Genomic DNA, 18,107 nt, shown 5'->3' with positions numbered 1-18,107 from the left:
AGAAAAAGTCAGCAGGATTATGCTGACTTTTTTCTAGCTTATAAAGTATTGGACAAATGAATCTCATTTGATAAAGTATTAAGATGATTAACCAAATCCATTATTGACAGATGATTTTGACAAATAAACTTCTTGGTAATTCCTGGAATATAGAAATTAGACACGATGATATCATAACCTGTCTGATTTAAAATCTCAGGACTCGTTTCCAATTCATCCCAAGTATCGAAGGTAAAGCGGTTATTACAGTAGTAGGAAAGCATATCAACAAAGGTAAGGGATATAGCATGGTCAAAATTACTGATAATCAAAACCTTGATAGGTGGTCGATTTTCTAACAACTGAGTAGAGAGGTTTTCAGCATGGGTTAAGATGGTGTACATCAAGTGTTCCAACTGTTCAGGATGGTCATGCTGTCCAATTGCCTGACGATATTGGGCCAGTTCTTGACGTGCACTTCCCATAAAGTCTGGGAAGTAAACTTCAAATTTTTTAATCGTCAATGCTTTTTGTTCAAATAAGATTGGGGTAGAAAAGATTTCCTGTCTTTCAAAGAAAGCAGTGTTGTGTAAATGCCAAATAAGCTCATCGTGGTTAGTAAAAGTAATCTTATATTGTTTTGCTAGGCGTTCTAATATTTGACTAAGTAATTGGTAAGAGTATCTTGCTTCACTGTTATCTTCTAAAGAGTTGAAGAATTCTTGAGGATCTAAGAAAAGATTGTTTTGAATAAAGGATATAAAAATTTGTGCGATGATATCTGGAGTGATTTCCAGTCCCAATTTTTCAGAAAAATGGGCAAGTAACTCCTCAAAGTTTGGAATACTTTCCAATATAGGATAGTATTCATCATAGAAATGATTGGGTAAGTCGATAAAATGACCATTTTTGATGCGGTGGATACTGATAGCCAGCATCAATTTATACATTCTATAAATTGAAAAGTGCATCGGGTAATTCGTGATTTTATAGAAGAAATCAGCAAACTCTGTTAAATCCTCCTCAGGAAGGTCAGGGAAAGGCCAATCTAGGAAATAATAGCGCTCAGAAAAGTATTGGGCAAAAAAATAGCGAATATCCGTTTCATTACCAAGAATTGCAGTGGGAGTAAAAGATAATTCAATCTGAAATTGTGATGATAGAGTTTTTGTAATATTTCGGCCTAATCGATAGAGGTTGGCATTACTTGAGTGAAGATTTTCAACTGTTCGATAAATAGGTAGTCCCTCATTGAAAAACATATATTCAAGTAATTGAAAAGATTGAGAATGGGCAAGAAAATATTGATATACATCTTCTATACTAGTGTTAACTTCTAAATCTATCATAATTCCGTTAACGGAAGATTGAATGTCGATAGTTGGAAAAGCTTTTCGTAATTCATTTAAATCATTTTTTAGAATTCGTTCTGTACATCCTAAATTGTCAGCGAGTTCATGTAATCTCATCCAATTACGATTCTGAATTAAAATCTCTATTAAGCGTAATTGTCTTTGATCTTTTGTGGATAAAAGGTTGCGCATGTAGGTAATTTCCTCCTTAATTCATTATATCATATTATTGTCTAAAGTGTACAAAAATGTTGGAGTAGAAAAAGCGTTTGGATTAAACAGAAAAATAAGAATAAGATAAGTGGCTTCTAGGTACAAAAAGAGAATATATTAATTGCTTAGAAATTATTGATTTATATATCAAATAGTTGTAGAGTGAGAACTATAAAATACTATCTAGGAGTTCACAATGAAACATTCACATAAAAAATCATTTGACTGGTATAGCATGCAACAACGATACTCTATTCGTAAGTATCACTTTGGTGCGGCTAGTGTCTTGCTCGGGACAGCCTTAGTCTTGGGAACTGCTGCCAATGCGCAAGCAGTACAAGCGGAGGAACAACATCCTGAGGCAACTAATAGTGTCTCTGTTGATAAGGTAGATGAAGCTACTAAAACAGCAGAAGTTTCTACACCTAAAAAAGAAACAACTTATGCAGCTCCAACTGTTGCTAACCCAGTAGAAGTAACTCCAGCTAAATCTGATGAATCTAAAGTGCCAGCAGAAAAAGTTGAAGAAGCAAAAGATAAAAAAGAAGAAATAACACAGCAAGATGCTGTTGACAAGTCAAAATTGTTAACAGCACTTTCGCGTGCAGAAAAATTGGAGCTTAAGTTATATACTGAAGATAGTGTAAAACGCCTTCAAAATAGTATCCAATCTGCTAAAGGATTATTAAATAAAGCAGATGTGACAGAGTCAGAATTATCTCAAGCAGAGTCTGATCTTCAAGCAGCAGTTATCGCTTTGGAACTTAGAGGGACAACTAAAGTTGCTGATAAAGCTGAAGTAGTGAGTAAAATTGAATCAGTTGAAACGAAAAATGCTGAATCAAAAGTAACTGAACAAACTTCTAAGGTAGAAAAAGATAAAAGCGCCTTAAAACCTGTTAAAGGACTCCGAGTAGAAGATGCAAAGGCCAATAAAGAAGGCGGATGGAATATTCCCTTAGACCAAGAAGCCCGCTTGCAATTAAAGAGTGCTATTGAAGCCCATGCAGCACAATCACGTTCACGTCGCCGGAAACGTGATATTGGAGATTTGGACTATACTTTCAAGAAAGTTATGACTCCAGTCAATCCAGGTCATTATGCAGATGCTAAGAGTGTGGATGAGTTAACAGTTAATCCAGATTTTACCCCTGAGACAGAAATCAACGTTTGGTATAAGGATTTAGGTTATATCAATCTAGTCGATAAAAATGGACATTACATCAATTCAAATGGTGAAGTAGTAGAAAATAAAGAAGCAGCTATTCGTCGACAATATAAAAACGACTTTAATGATACAACAAGAGCAGATGTAACTGAAATTCCTAATGCACCAGTTGGTTGGAAAATTAGTGACAACCAATCTATTCGTGGATATGATGCAGAAACAAAAACTATTGATCCAAACGACGATAATGATTTAGATGCTGTTGGTAAAGATTCTAATGTAGTCATTGAAAAAGAAAATCAAAAAGCTGTTATCCGTTATGTAAGCACTAATGGTAATCAAGTTCTCAAAACAGATGAAGTAACAGGTAAGTCAGGAGAAGCCATTGCCTACAGCACAACAAGTCAAATCACAGAGTTCAAGAAACAAGGCTACAAGCTTGTTAGCGATGAATTCACAGCAGGTGGTGCTAAGGTTTATGACTACGATACAGCACGTGACCAAGTCTACACTGTAACCCTTTCAGAACGTGTTGAACCGGTTAACCCAGATAACCCAAGCCCACAACCAAATACACCAGTCAATCCAGGACAACCAGATAGCCCACGTTGGCCAGGAACCGTTGAAAACTTGGATAACAAGGAAAGTGTTAGCCGTACTATCCATTATGTTTATGAAGATGGAAGTAAGGCTAAGGATGATGTGGTTGAAACACTGAACTTCAAACGTTGGAGTCGTATTAACCTAGTGACTGGTCAAATTTTCTTCCAAGACTGGACAACTAATGATGATACGTTTGATAAAGTAGTCTCTCCAACTATCGCAGGTTACACAGCGGATAAATCAGAAATCCCAGCTGTAAGTGGAGTTCAAGCGAAAGACCAAGATCGTGTTGAAACAGTCACTTATCGTAAGGATGCCCAAAAAGCTATTATCCGTTATGTAAGCACTAATGGTAATCAAGTTCTCAAAACAGATGAAGTGACAGGTAAGTCAGGTGAAGCCATTGCCTACAGCACTACAAGTCAAATCAATGAATTCAAGAAACAAGGCTACAAGCTTGTTAGCGATGAATTCACAGCGGGTGGTGCTAAGGTTTATGACTATGATACAGCACGTGACCAAGTCTACACTGTAACCCTTTCAGAACGTGTTGAACCGGTTAACCCAGATAACCCAAATCCACAACCAAATACACCAGTTAATCCAGGACAACCAGATAGCCCACGTTGGCCAGGAACCGTTGAAAACTTGGATAACAAGGAAAGTGTTAGCCGTACCATCCATTATGTTTATGAAGATGGAAGTAAGGCTAAGGATGATGTGGTTGAAACACTGAACTTCAAACGTTGGAGCAATGTCAACTTGGTAACAGGTCATATCGACTTCCAAGACTGGACCACTAATGATGATACGTTTGATAAAGTGGTCTCTCCAACTATCGCAGGTTACACAGCAGATAAATCAGAAATCCCAGCTGTAAGTGGAGTTCAAGCGAAAGACCAAGACCGTGTTGAAACAGTCACTTATCATAAGGATGCCCAAAAAGCTGTTATTCGCTATGTAAGCACTAATGGTAATCAAGTTCTCAAAATAGATGAAGTGACAGGTAAGTCAGGTGAAGCCATTGCCTACAGCACTACAAGTCAAATCAATGAATTCAAGAAACAAGGCTACAAGCTTGTTAGCGATGAATTCACAGCGGGTGGTGCTAAGGTTTATGACTATGATACAGCACGTGACCAAGTCTACACTGTAACCCTTTCAGAACGTGTTGAACCGGTTAACCCAGATAACCCAAATCCACAACCAAATACACCAGTTAATCCAGGACAACCAGATAGCCCACGTTGGCCAGGAACCGTTGAAAACTTGGATAACAAGGAAAGTGTTAGCCGTACTATCCATTATGTTTATGAAGATGGAAGTAAGGCTAAGGATGATGTGGTTGAAACACTGAACTTCAAACGTTGGAGTCGTATTAACCTAGTGACTGGTCAAATTTTCTTCCAAGACTGGACCACTAATGATGATACGTTTGATAAAGTAGTCTCTCCAACTATCGCAGGTTACACAGCAGATAAATCAGAAATCCCAGCTGTAAGTGGAGTTCAAGCGAAAGATCAAGACCGCGTTGAAACAGTCACTTATCGTAAGGATGCCCAAAAAGCTGTTATCCGTTACGTAAGCACTAACGGCAATCATGTTCTCAAAACAGATGAAGTGACAGGTAAGTCAGGCGAAGCCATTGCTTACAGTACAACAAGTCAAATCACAGAATTCAAGAAACAAGGCTATAACCTTGTTAGTGATGAATTCACAGCGGGTGGTGCGAAGGTTTATGACTACGATACAGCACGTGACCAAGTCTACACTGTAACCCTTTCAGAACGTGTCGAACGTGTAACACCGAAAGATCCTAAACCACAACCCAACACACCAGTCAATCCAGGACAACCAAATACACCAAATTGGCCAGGTACTGTTGAGAGAATGGAGAAATTGACCCAAACAATAAGTCGTCGTATTAATTTCCGTTACTACACAAATGGGAAAGCTGCGTATGGATCAATTGATCAACATATCAGTTATGAACGAAATGCACTTGTGAATTTGGTTTCTGGTGATATTAATTATGAACAATGGAAGATTAAGGCTATTAAGAACCAAGACATTGTAGCTCCAGTAGCATCTCAACCAGCTGTTTCAACTCCAACGGTTGTCAACAATAGTGAATCAAGAGTTGCTAGATCATCTAGAAGCAGACGAGCATTGTCAGAAGTAGCTCCTGTTTTAGAAAATACTTTAGCTACACAAGTTCATAATTCTCAAGTGTCTCCATTAGGTTTAACTGTGACAGAAAATGGTGAGCGTTCTGTACGCCGTTCATCAAGAGGTAAACGTGCTGCTGTAGCGGAATCAACTACTTCAAATAATTCAGAAGCGGATTCATCTGTTAATGCTGTCTTCAAAGCTGTACGAACTCCTATTACACCAAAATACTATGCTACTGTGAATAAAGTAGGGACGATGGAGGTTAATCCAAATTCTCCTCAAGATACAGAAGTTAATGTTGACTTGAAAGAAATGGGACGCATTGTTGCAGTTAATGAAAAAGGTCAATATATAAATGCCGAAGGTGAGGTCGTTAAAAATATTGACGATGCACTATATAAGTATTATGATAACGATCCTAATGACGCTACTAGAGCAGGCATTACAAAGATACCAGATGCACCACATTTTTATGCTTTCCATAAAGAACAACCAAATGTCTGGGGATATAGCATAACGGATAGAACAGTTGATCCAAATGATGATTCAGATCCTGACCGTATCGGTAAGAATACATTAATTTCTTATGATGCAATTATTGATCCAGTGTCTAAGGAAACAAACCAAACGGTAAGCTTTACTGGTGCAGGTTCTGAAACTCCTAAAGATAATGTTCAAAATGACTTTGTCTTCAAGGGGTCATATAATGAAGCAACTAAAGAAACAACTTGGGAAAACAAGAACCATACCTATGGAACAGTTAAAGTACCAGTTGTGACAGGATATTTTGCTGATAAAGCAGAAGCTGGTGCTAAGACAGTTACGCCAGATTCACCAAAAGCAACAGATACAGTTACATATAAAGCTTTGGGTAAAATCATTCCAGTAGATGCTTCTGGAAATGTGATTGCAAATGCTCCTCAACAACAATACCTGAATGATGCAAATGATCCTCGTAAAGCTGGAGAAACAGCAGTACCTGAAATTGTAGGCTACAAACCAGAGCGTACAAGTGTTACACCTGAAAATCCAGGTGAAGATACAAAGGTAACTTACGTCAAGACAGATCAAGTTGCAGTAGTTCGTTATATAGATATGGATAATAAGGATGAGGTCGTTCATACAGACAATATTACTGGTAAATCTGGAGAAAAGATTGCCTATACGACAGAAACTGTTTTGAAATCGTTGATTGAAAAAGGGTACTTATTGAAGGAAGATGGTTTCCCTACAGATGCAACTTTTGATACAGATGAAACAAAAGTTCAAGAATATACAGTTCTATTGAAACATAAGATTACTGTTAAAAAAGATACTCCAAAACTTGTGGAAAGAACGATTCATTATGTATTTGCAGATGGTACAAAAGCAAGTGAAGATCACCATGATCAAGTAAGCTTTTCACGTATGTTAAGTATCGATAATGTAACAGGTAAAACTACAAGTACATCTTGGGTTTCTGAAGATGGGGTAACAAGTTTTGACGAAGTGATATCTCCAAGCATTGCAGGATACAATCCTGATCTTGCTAAGGTAGATTCGGTTCAAGGAATTACAGCAGAAACTGAAAATCAAGTTGTAACTGTAACTTATAGAAATGTTCAACCAATTCCACAAGTTACACCAACTCCAATTCCGACTCCAACCCCAACCCCACAAGTTACGCCGGATCCAGTACCGACTCCAACTCCGGTTCCAACTCCAACCCCGGTACCGACCCCAACTCCAATTCCGACTCCAACCCCAACTCCACAAGTTACGCCAACTCCAGTTCCAACCTCTACCCCAGCTCCAAAAGTGCCATCAGCAGTTCCAACTCCAAACTCAGCTCCAAAAGAGGAGGAAAAAGAACTTCCAAAAACTGCGGGTCACTCTTCTGGTATGGCTCAAGTTCTAGGAGTACTTGGCCTATTTACTGGATTCAGTTTAGTTGGAAAAGCAAAACGAGATGAATAAAATCAAAATAAAACTCTAGACAACAAAATATTGGAAGTGTAGTGTTTTAGGGAGTGAGAATGTATGTCAATACAGCATCAATTCCACTCCCTTTTTTATCATAAAAAGTTAGAGAGAAAATATATGTATTCAAGAGTAAAACGGAATCAAATGAATAAGGTAAACAAGTATTCCATTAGAAAATCAAGTTTTGGTGCAGTATCTGTTGCTGTAGCTGCCTTGATGGTTTTTGGTACTTATTCAAATGTGAGTGCAGATGAACAGAAAGTAGATTCACATCGCACTGAAAAAGAAGAACAAAAAGTCTCTGAAAAACCAGAAGAGACCAAGCAAGAGAAATCTGAGGAAAAAATAGCAGAATTACCTTCAACTCTTCAAGCTCCAGTTTTGGAAAAAGAAGAATTAGATGTCAATGCCCTTCTAAAGAAGGAAGCAGAGTCTAAAGTGGCAACTGAGACAAAAAATTCTGACTCAAAAGAATTCACTTCTAAAGAAGTTAAGTCTAGTGAAGAAAAAACTACCTCACCTACTTCAAGTGAGAAGGTAAAAGAAGAAAAATCAGTCGAAAAAACAACCTTAGAACAGGTTGTATCAGAAGCAGAAGTTTTAAATCAAGTTGCTGTTCGTTATGCTCAAGAAGCAGATCGTAAAGCTGAAGAAAAAGCCTTAGTTCAAGAAGCTGTTAAGGCAGCAACAATTCAGATTTCACAATCAAAATCCTTGCTGAAAGATTCATCTGTTAGTGTAGAAAATCTTAAGACTCAATTAAATCAACTGTATTCAGCTATTGAAACAGTTTATACTGAGTTGCAACGTGCAGGACACGGCAAGAAAATTAGCGCTAGTCTATCGCCAACTCAAATACAGGATGTAGCTATCGATAATGGAAATATTATTGCCAGTGGTACAATCGACATGGCCGACCGTGTGACTTCAACAGGTATTGCTGATTATCGCTTCCAATTAAAATTTAAAAATGGTACCTATCATAAGGGGGATATCTTTACAATTGGTTTGAAGGAATTGCCACAAGATAATAATCTTCCTCAAAAATTGGTTGCTGAAGGTAAAGTTTTTGCAGAACGAGTGAGTCTGGTTCAGAAAAATGATAATGCCAAAGCTGGAAGTCTTTCATATTGGGCTTCACGTGGAGACCGTGACGTTGCTCTGGACACAAAAGAATCATGGGATTTAGTTGACAAAGGAAGTCATATTGAAGCAACTTACCGTTTCACTGATGAAATTGAACGTCTAGATGATGTTACTTTTGAACTTCAATACAGAGGCGGAATTCGTTATCCTCGAGTGAACGTGGATAAGTCTGTAACTGGTGTTATTTCAGTTAATGGTCAAAATGTAGTCACTAAGAATTACACTGTGATTAAAACAGATATAGGAGCACCTAAAGTTTATGATACACCAGCTACAGCTAACTTCACAGGTGATGTTATGTTGGATGATGATGGTAGTATCAAAACATATAACAGCACTCTTCGTATCGGAACATGGAAATCAAACTTTAGTGCAGGGACCCGTTTCACCGTTCGTATCAATGATACAGAATTCAATAAGTTTGCTACTGTCGGTGAATTTGTTGAACGTGGTGCCCACAATGTCGAAATGATAAATACTAGCCCTGATACATCAAGAACAAGGGTAAATCGTCATAATGTTATTTTGGAGGCGCCTCGTGAAGAACCAGGTCAACATGCAAAATTTAAGATTCTTAAGGCTGCTGATAATGAATTAACCTTTGAACTCGTTTCTGGAAAGATGTTGGCTGGAAGAACCTATGTATTACGTACAAAAGACTTTGGAGTTGACCGTGTTCCGACAAGTCACACAGTTAATTATCTGAATGAAGCTAGAAATGGTTTTAAATCAAATGTTCCAGGGACATTGACAGTTGTTGATGCCAAAGGTAAAAATCTTACAGACCAATACGAACAAGCTGCTGACTCTGACTGGAAAATTGCCAACCCAGATATGGTAAGAACAGATGGACGCCTTGTATATGGAGATGTAGCTGTTCGCTTCGTTGATACTCAAGGGAAAATGCTTCTTCCTGCCATTGCAGCGGTGGAAAATGGAGGTATCCTTCAAGACAAATTCACTACTGTAAGACCATCTACCAAAATTGATACTAGCTATGTAGCTACTTTGGAGAGAAATACAACTGAGACAGAAGTTCAAGAAAACAAAGGAATTCAAACAACATCTATCACAGCACCTTATCTATTACATTCACCAAATGGTAAATATTATGTCTTCAAAGAGTACGCACAAAATGATCGTTTTTATAGCAATACGAAGACATCTGGTACGATTACACGAGCTCAAGCTAACGTGGTAGCTGTGTACGAAGAAGCTAAATTTGGTAAAGTTGATATTCAATATCGTGATAAAACAAGTCAAGCTATTTTAGAAACATTCAATACACCACATGATAAGAGTTCAAATCTCATTAACTTGTTGGGAAATAACTATGATGTGACTGCTAAAGTTCCTGAACGTTTCGAAAAAGATGGTGTAGTATATGTCTTGTCACAAACACCTGCTAATAGTAAGGGACATTTGACACAGGCTGATATCCATGTTGTTTATGATTATCTTGCTCAACAAAAAGCACAGGTTAAATACCTCAATCAAACAGAAACAAGTCCTAAAGTTTTAGGAAATGTGGATAGTGTAGTTGGTCTTCCAGGTGAAACAATTGCTTATAATTCAAAAACTCGTATTAATCAATACCTAAAACAAGGATATGAATTAGTACATGACGGTTTTGCAAATGCTAATGATAAACGCTTTGACAGTGAAAAACAAACTGATCAAGTATTCTCAGTTCAATTAATCGAAAAAGTTATGACTGTCACAGCAGATGATCCTAAACCAATTGCTGGAAATCCATTGGTAGCAGGAGATGCATTGTCACCTGTTTGGCCTAAATCGGTTGAAAACTTAGATACACTGAGAAAAATGACCAAGCAGACCATTCACTACAAATATCTAAAAGATGGTAAAAAAGCTTTCAAAGATGTAGTTCGATCTGTAGTTTTTGAAAGAGTGGCGAGAGTTAACCTCGTTACTGGTGCAGTTATTTATGATAATTGGAAAATCACAAGAATTGATGATAAACCAGTAGCGTCAGTGGATACGACTGTTCATAAACCAAATGTCACTCCACAAGGAGTAACAACTATTGCAGCAACTCCTTCTAGTCTAGGGAATGGAATTTCTATCAAACCAGTTTTGACTGTTCCGAATCCAGTTGTTGCATCATCACCAATTGTTGCAAAACCCGTTGTACCGGTCAAGCCAGTAACACCGGTTAAACCAGCAGTGTCAACTCCGGCCAAGCCAGCGCCTGTCGTTAAACCAAAACCGGTAGCACCAGTAACACCTGTCAAACCAGTAGTTTCGACACCAGTAACTCCAGCGCCTGTTGCCACACCACAACCAGTTGCTCCAGTGAAACCAGTAGCACCTGCACCGGTAACACCTGTTAAACCAGTAGTATCTACTCCAGCTACACCAACACCAGCTGTGCAACCAAAGCCGGTAGCGACTACTGATTCAAAACCTAGCTTAACTCCAGCTGAAGCCTTGGCTGCAATTAAACCAACAGATTTTTCTTCACAAACATCTGTTAATAAGAAAACAGAGACAACACCTGTTCCTGGTGGAACGGCTACGACTACAACTACAACGACAACCACTGTTACCTCAAATGCGGCAACAGCAGGTCCAACAACACCGATTGTCACTATCACGACAAATGAGACCGAAACTCATTCAGAGGTGACAAGTGTCATTCATACTGGTACTACCAGCCACACGCATGTAGTCGGAGTTGTTACAAAACCAAATGTAGTTGTTACTCATCCAAAACCAAGTGTTCAGCCTAAACCGCATTTAACGAGACCTCATCATGGACCAGTACACCATGTTCCTTCACGTCCAGGTAAACAAGTTAAACCAATTAGAACTGGACCAGGAACTCGTGGTCATGCTAGAAGACATCGCTAAATATAAAGTGTTAATACTGATTTAACTAGTAGGATAGTATAATCTAAATAAAATAGAGTTTATAAAAATGAGTAACTTAATATAAAAGTTGCTCATTTTTTGATAATAAAATGAATTTAGTAATTTTCTGGATTAGTAAATTATTTTTACAAAAATATAACAAATCTTATAAACAATATATTATGTATCGAAAGGGTTTGCATATAAGGAAATAAAAGAATATAATATATACAAGAAGTAATTTTATAATTTGAAGCAAGGAGTTCTTAATGTTTTTTAATCGAAAAGGAATCAATCAAAAGAATTGGCGGATGATAAAGAAAGGGAAGCATTTTCTTTTTGGGTGCACTCTTTTTTTGGCTACCGGAGCAGTGACGATACAGAATCCACATCTTGTTCATGCTGATGAAATGGTTGCGTCTCTGAATGATTCAACTAAAGTTAAAGATGAAGATCCGAATAGTGACAAGATTCCAAACGATGTGGAAAATCATCCACAGGTAGAAAATCCTGTTAAAGAATCAGATAAGATTTCTGAACATGTTCCAGAAGAAAAAATTCTTGAAAAGTCTTTAGAGCATCCAGTCAAAGCTGTGGATAAAACTGCTTTAAATGAATTAATTGAAAAGATTAGGAACACTGATTTACAGACTAAAACAGCTAAATCAGTTGAAAATCTTAATCTCTCTTTGTCGCGTGCGCAAGCAGTCTTGGATAAAGAAGGTGCTAGTCAGGATGAGATAGATAAAGAAGTTCAAGCTTTGTCTGAATCATTTGCTCAACTGGAAGAGAAAAGCAACGACATAGACAAAAAAGAAAAGCAAGCAGACAAAGCAAACGATAGTGATGAAAAGAAAAATCCTTCAACAGAAAAGATCGCTAAGGTTCAGGCTCTTGTTTCAGAAATTAACCAACTGGCAGGAGAAATCAGTTATGAATTCAGTGAATCTGAAAGCAAATCTCTTCAAGTATTTGCAGATTTATCTGAGGGAAAAGCCACTGAGAGTGAAGTTGATGGTGCTCTAAATGAAGCGAAGAGCCTCCGCAACAAAGTAGCTAATAGAGTAACTCGAGCACAATCTGGGAAACGTGATCCACGGAATGGAAAACCAATTGATGGTAAGGATGAGAGTAAGTTTAGAGGAGTAGTCTATACTCATAAAGAAAATAGAAGAAATGGTAATCTTATTGAAAATGGGAGTACAGCTGTTTACTATAATTCGGATGAAATTTGGAGTTTAATTGAAATAAAAGGTGAAAGAGTAGGGAATGAAAAAAATTCACTACATATGTTCGTGGTAAAATAGTAGAAGATGTAACACCGTATTATATAGTAACTGTTGGCTTTACAGGCAATTCTCCAATTAAAGGATTAAAAATGCATGTTGCTTACTGGGATAAGCAGGCAGGGACGGCAAGAAGTCGTGAAATAGAGTATGGTAGAACTGAAATTAATAATCCCATTACGAATGCTGCTATTAGAGGGGTTGTAGGAGAAGGTACAATAGTTCAACCTGGTAGATATGAAGTTCATATTGCTTCAAATACAAGGGTAGCTCCAAATCAGTTAAAGCCTTATACATTTACTTTTATTATTAAACCGCAAAGTGAACGGAATTCTGTGAAGGACTTATCGCAGACATATGTAGATGATGTTCGTCATTTAACTGAAAATGAAAAAACAACTTTAATTGAGAAATTTAAAACAGAACATCCAAATATTATGAATCCTTCTGGTCATAAAGTTGACTTTGACCATGCTGAAGTATCAGCTGATGGTGCAACAATGACTATCCACTTTAAAGATGGATTCAATCCGAAAACAATCAAAACAAATGCGACAAATGATGTAGAAGCAAAACATTCTAGTTTGACGGCTTATTTTGGGGATTCAAAAGAGTTATATACAAATCCAAGACAATTAGTACGTTCTAAAACCGGAAATGAAGTACCATCGACAGCTCAAGTAAACTATAAAACACCGTTTAACTTGCAAGAAGCAGGAACAAGAAATGTTGTGGTCACAACAACTTATGAAAATGGAGTAACAAAAGATGTAACAACTCCTTATACAGTTTTAGATTTTCTAGGAAAACAAGATAAAAAAATTAATCAGAATCAGTCTGGTCAACTAGGGGATGCAAGAAATTACGTAACTGTCTCAGATAATTCAGCAGTTCCAGGAGAATTAACAGTTCGTTGGAAAGGTGGCTCTTCTACTGTGGATACCTCTGCAGCAGGTGTACAACATAAAGAAATCGAAATTCTTCGTGGAAGCCACTTAATGAAAACTGTGAATGTTCCAGTTGAGATTGTAGATAATATCAAACCGACAATTACTGCCCCTGACAATATTACATTAACGAGATTAGAAGGACTTCCAAGTGAAATTAATATTCAAGTTAAAGATAATGATAAAGGAGTAGGGCTTAAGGATGGAAATGCCGTTACTGTAGAAAATCTTCCTGCACCTTTAACGTATAATGCAACAAAATCTAAAATTGAAATAAATGATGTTATTCCTAATAATTTCCAACTTGGGAAATCAAGTATTCAAGTGACTGTTAAGGCCGTAGATAAAAAAGGAAATACTGCGACTAAAAATATTACTTTTCATATTCAGTCTCAAACACAAAAATATACGGCTGTTGCTAATCCTCAAAAACAAGAAGTGAGTTATGCTGAGACGCCTGATGCAGGAACAAGTATTCAAAAAAATGGGCTGCCAACAGGTACAAGATACGGATGGGCAACAACACCTAATACGACAACAGGTCCTGGAGATAAAGTAGGAGTTGTAACAGTAACTTACCCAGATGGTTCAACGGATACAGTAAATGTAACCGTAAAAGTTCGCAAATTAAGCGATGAACATACACCAACTGGAAAGACAATTACTGTCAATCAAAATGAACCTGTAACAAATGATAGACTGAAAGCAGCAGTAACAGTGAATAACGGTGGAACTAGTAAAGTGAAGTCAGTAACTGCAGCGCCTATAAGTACTGTGCATGCAGGCCCACAAACAATCAAAGCGACAGTAACTTATCTGGATAATACCACTGATCCAGTTGATATTCCTATAGAAGTAAAAGACGTAATTGCTCCAACGATTCAAACACCGACAGAAAATCAAACGTGGGAAATTACAGCGTTAGATAAGACATTGCCTCCTATTAAAGTAGCAGTTGCTGATAATCCTGGAGGAAGTGGAATAAAAAGCATTTTTCCAATTAACTTACCAAGTTTCTTGAAATACGACAAAACAACAAGTAGCATCGTTTTCCAAGATGGAGAACGTGAAGTTCCTAAATTATCTGGAATAAATCGAACTACAAGTAATATAACATTACGTGTGGAAGATAATGCAGGAAACAGCAGTGAACGTATATTTAGTATTGTTCGAATGACTATGGCTGAGAAATACAATCCGCAAGCAAATGCGACGATTCAAGAAGTGAGCCATGGTGAAACTCCTAATCCGAAAACAAGTGTGAACATAGCAGGATTACCGACTGATGCTCAATATACATGGAAATCGGCACCAGATACGAATAGACCTGGAAATAAAACCGGAGTCGTGAAAGTTACTTATCCAGACGATTCAGTAGATGAAGTAACGGTTACTGTAAAAGTTCGTAAACTAAGTGATGAGTATGAACCTACAGCTACAAAAATTGTCAAAAATCAAAATGATACTGTCTCAGATCAAGACCTAAAATCTGCTGTGACAATTAATAATAATGGGAATAGTAAGGTTAAAACTGTTACTCCTATTGGGAAAATTAGTACTGCTGAGACAGGAAACAAAGAAATTTCTGCAACGGTAACCTATCTTGATGATACAAGGGATACGATAAAAATTCCTTTGGAAGTAAAAGATGTAACGGCTCCAACAATTCAAACACCAGCGAATGGTCAGAATATCGATTTAATAGCATTAGATAAAGCATTTTCTCCAATTAAAGTAACATCTGAAGACAATGCAGGAGGAAGTGGTGTTCGGTCAACAACGGTAACAGACTTACCAGATTTCTTAACTTATGATGATGCGAATAAAACCATTAAGTTTAAAGATGGTACTCAAGAAGTTCCAAAATTACCAGTTGGTACAGATTCTCAAGCCCACACGGTTACGATTCGAGTAACAGATAATGCAAACAATAGTAGTACTTCACAATTAACTTTTACTGTGAAATCAATGACTACCAAATATGATGCAACAGCTAATCCTCAAAAACAAACAGTAAGTTATGGTGAAACTCCAAATGCAGAAACAAGCGTGAATCAAACAGGCTTACCAGAAGGAACAAGTTACGCTTGGAAAACGATACCAGTAACGACAACGCCTGGAGAAAAAGACGGAGTAGTAGAAGTAACCTATAAAGACGGTTCAAAAGATACAGTAGATGTAAAAGTTACAGTAAAAGAATTAAGTTCAGAATATGAAGTAACTGGAGCACCAATTGAAGTAAATCAAAATGATCCAATTTCTAACGACGACTTAAAAGCGAAAGTAACTGCAACTTCAAAAGATGGAAATATTAATGGAACAGATAAGATTTCAACAGTTACAGCACCTACAATTAGCACAGCAAACTATGGTGAACAAAATATTACTGCTACAGTAACTTTCAAAGATGGAACAACGAAAGAAGTAACAATTCCATTGAAAGTTAAAGACGTGATGAAACCAACTATCTCAGCACCGGCGGAAAATACAAACTGGGAGATGACTGCTTTAGATAAAACATTGCCTCCTATGAAGATTGAAGCAGAAGATAATGCAAACGGTAGTGGAATTAAAAACGTCACGGTGACTGGATTGCCTGATTACTTAGAATATGATAGTACAACTAACGCTATTAAATTCAAATCAGGAAAACAAACAGTAGAAAAACTAGCTGAGAATACACCAAGTCAAGAATTTACTTTAAACATTCGAGCAGAAGACAAAGCAGGAAATGTCAGCGAAAGAACTGCGAAAATCACTGTATCTTCAATGAGTGCGAAGACTAATCCTACGCCAATTCCGCAGAATACAAGTTATGGACAAGTTCCTGATCCTAATGCAAGTGTAGATAAAGCAGGATTGCCAGATGGAACAAAGGTGACGTGGAAAACACCACCAGTAGTAAATACACCAGGCGCAACAGCTGGTGAAGTAGAAATCACTTATCCAGATGGCTCAAAAGATGTAGTGACAGTAAATGTAACGGTTAGAAAAGTAAGTGAAGATTTTACAGCAATTGGAACACAAATTGAAGTAAATCAAAATGTATCAGTTACTCCAGAAATGTTAAAAGGAGCAGTAACTGCGACAAATGCGCAAGGTGAGAATGGAAATTCTAAAATTGCAACCGTGGAATCCAAAACACCAATTAACACTGAGGCGTATGGAGACCAAACAATACAAGCAAAAGTAACATATATTGATGGTTCAGAACAAGACGTTACAATTCCATTGAAAGTAAAAGATGTTACGGATCCAACAATTCAAACACCAGCAGAAAATACAAACTGGGAAATGACGACTTTAGATAAAACATTGCCTCCTATGAAGATTGAGGCAAAAGATAATGTAAATGGTAGTGGAATTGCTACTATTGAAGTGAGAAATATGCCTTCATTCTTAACATTTGATCAAGCTTCTGGAACAATTGTGTTCAAAGAGGGTGTTAGAGAAGTACCGAGAATTGATTCTGATAATGTAATGCATGGTGTAACGATAGTAGCTAGAGATAAAGCTGGGAATTCGACATCAATCTTAGTAAATATTACAGTTTGGTCAATGCGTGGAAAATACACACCAAGAGCAATAGCGCAAGAAGTGGACAATGGTCACGTGCCAGATCCAGAAACAAGTGTAAACAAAACAGGCTTACCAGATGGAACAACAGTCACATGGAAGACAACGCCAGATGTAAGTACACCAGGAAGTCATCCGGGAGTAGCGTTAGTTCATTATCCAGATGGAACGGAAGATGAAGTCGAAGTACCAGTAAGGGTAAAAGAACAAAAAGAAACGTTTAACCCAACGGCAAAAGAACCGAACCAAACTGTACGTCATAACGAAGTACCAGATCCAGAGAAAAGTATTAATACAAATGCCTTACCAAAAGGAACAAACTATAGCTGGTCCGAACAACCAGACACAAGTAAACCAGGAAGTAAGACAGGCAAAGTATTAATCACCTACCCAGATAAGAGTACGGAAGAAGTATCTGTAACAGTCGAAGTAACGCCACAAAAAGATGAATACACACCAACCGCAATAGCGCAAGAAGTGGACAATGGACACATACCAGATCCAGAAACAAGTGTAAACAAAACAGGCTTACCAGAAGGTACAACTGTTACATGGAAAGAAACGCCAGATGTCAGCACACCAGGAGCACATCCAACCGTAGCCTTAGTGACATACCCTGACGGAACAGTCGATGAAGTCACAGTACCAATTACAGTCAAAGAACAAAAAGATACGTTCAATCCAACGGCAAAAGAACCGAACCAAACTGTTCGTCACAACGAAGTACCAGATCCAGAGAAAAGTATTAATACCAATGACTTACCAGCAGGAACAAACTATAGCTGGTCCGAACAACCAGACACAAGTAAACCAGGAAGTAAGACAGGCA

5 protein-coding genes are annotated in these 18,107 nt (G+C 37.6%); 4 read left to right on the top strand and 1 reads right to left on the bottom strand.

The features are described 5' to 3' along the window. Positions 1-38: 38 nt before the first annotated feature. On the bottom strand, positions 39-1,523 hold the full coding sequence (gene pclR, locus OCF96_RS08160) for a virulence transcriptional activator PclR (protein ID WP_261446886.1): 1,485 nt from the start codon (positions 1,521-1,523) through the stop codon (positions 39-41). 217 nt (positions 1,524-1,740) lie between these two features. On the opposite strand from pclR, the gene OCF96_RS08155 reads away from it, so the two are divergent. The 4 genes from OCF96_RS08155 to OCF96_RS08135 all read left to right on the top strand — a co-directional run. Further along, a complete protein-coding gene (locus OCF96_RS08155) occupies positions 1,741-7,443 on the top strand; it encodes a mucin-binding protein (protein ID WP_261446885.1) in 5,703 nt (1,900 codons plus the stop codon). A 123-nt stretch (positions 7,444-7,566) separates the two neighbouring features. Next, on the top strand, positions 7,567-11,469 hold the full coding sequence (locus tag OCF96_RS08150; RefSeq protein WP_315898996.1) for a mucin-binding protein: 3,903 nt from the start codon (positions 7,567-7,569) through the stop codon (positions 11,467-11,469). A gap of 269 nt (positions 11,470-11,738) precedes the next feature. Then, on the top strand, positions 11,739-12,776 hold the full coding sequence (locus tag OCF96_RS08140; protein WP_261446884.1) for a KxYKxGKxW signal peptide domain-containing protein: 1,038 nt from the start codon (positions 11,739-11,741) through the stop codon (positions 12,774-12,776). A 71-nt stretch (positions 12,777-12,847) separates the two neighbouring features. After that, positions 12,848-18,107 (top strand): Rib/alpha-like domain-containing protein (locus tag OCF96_RS08135; RefSeq protein ID WP_261446883.1); only part of this gene is annotated, 5,260 nt, incomplete at its 3' end.

The organism is Streptococcus mitis (genome assembly GCF_946190065.1).
Lineage (GTDB): Bacteria > Bacillota > Bacilli > Lactobacillales > Streptococcaceae > Streptococcus > Streptococcus mitis_DE.
The sequence above is the reverse complement of the archived record's forward strand: the minus strand, read 5'-3'. Positions and strand labels throughout refer to the sequence as shown.

What these genes read in the sequence shown, in the direction of transcription:
- OCF96_RS08150 (WP_315898996.1), top strand. Translation starts at nt 7,567, where the DNA reads ATGTATTCAAGAGTAAAACGGAATCAAATGAATAAGGTAAACAAGTAT.
- pclR (WP_261446886.1), bottom strand. Translation starts at nt 1,523, where the DNA reads ATGCGCAACCTTTTATCCACAAAAGATCAAAGACAATTACGCTTAATA.
- OCF96_RS08140 (WP_261446884.1), top strand. Translation starts at nt 11,739, where the DNA reads ATGTTTTTTAATCGAAAAGGAATCAATCAAAAGAATTGGCGGATGATA.
- OCF96_RS08155 (WP_261446885.1), top strand. Translation starts at nt 1,741, where the DNA reads ATGAAACATTCACATAAAAAATCATTTGACTGGTATAGCATGCAACAA.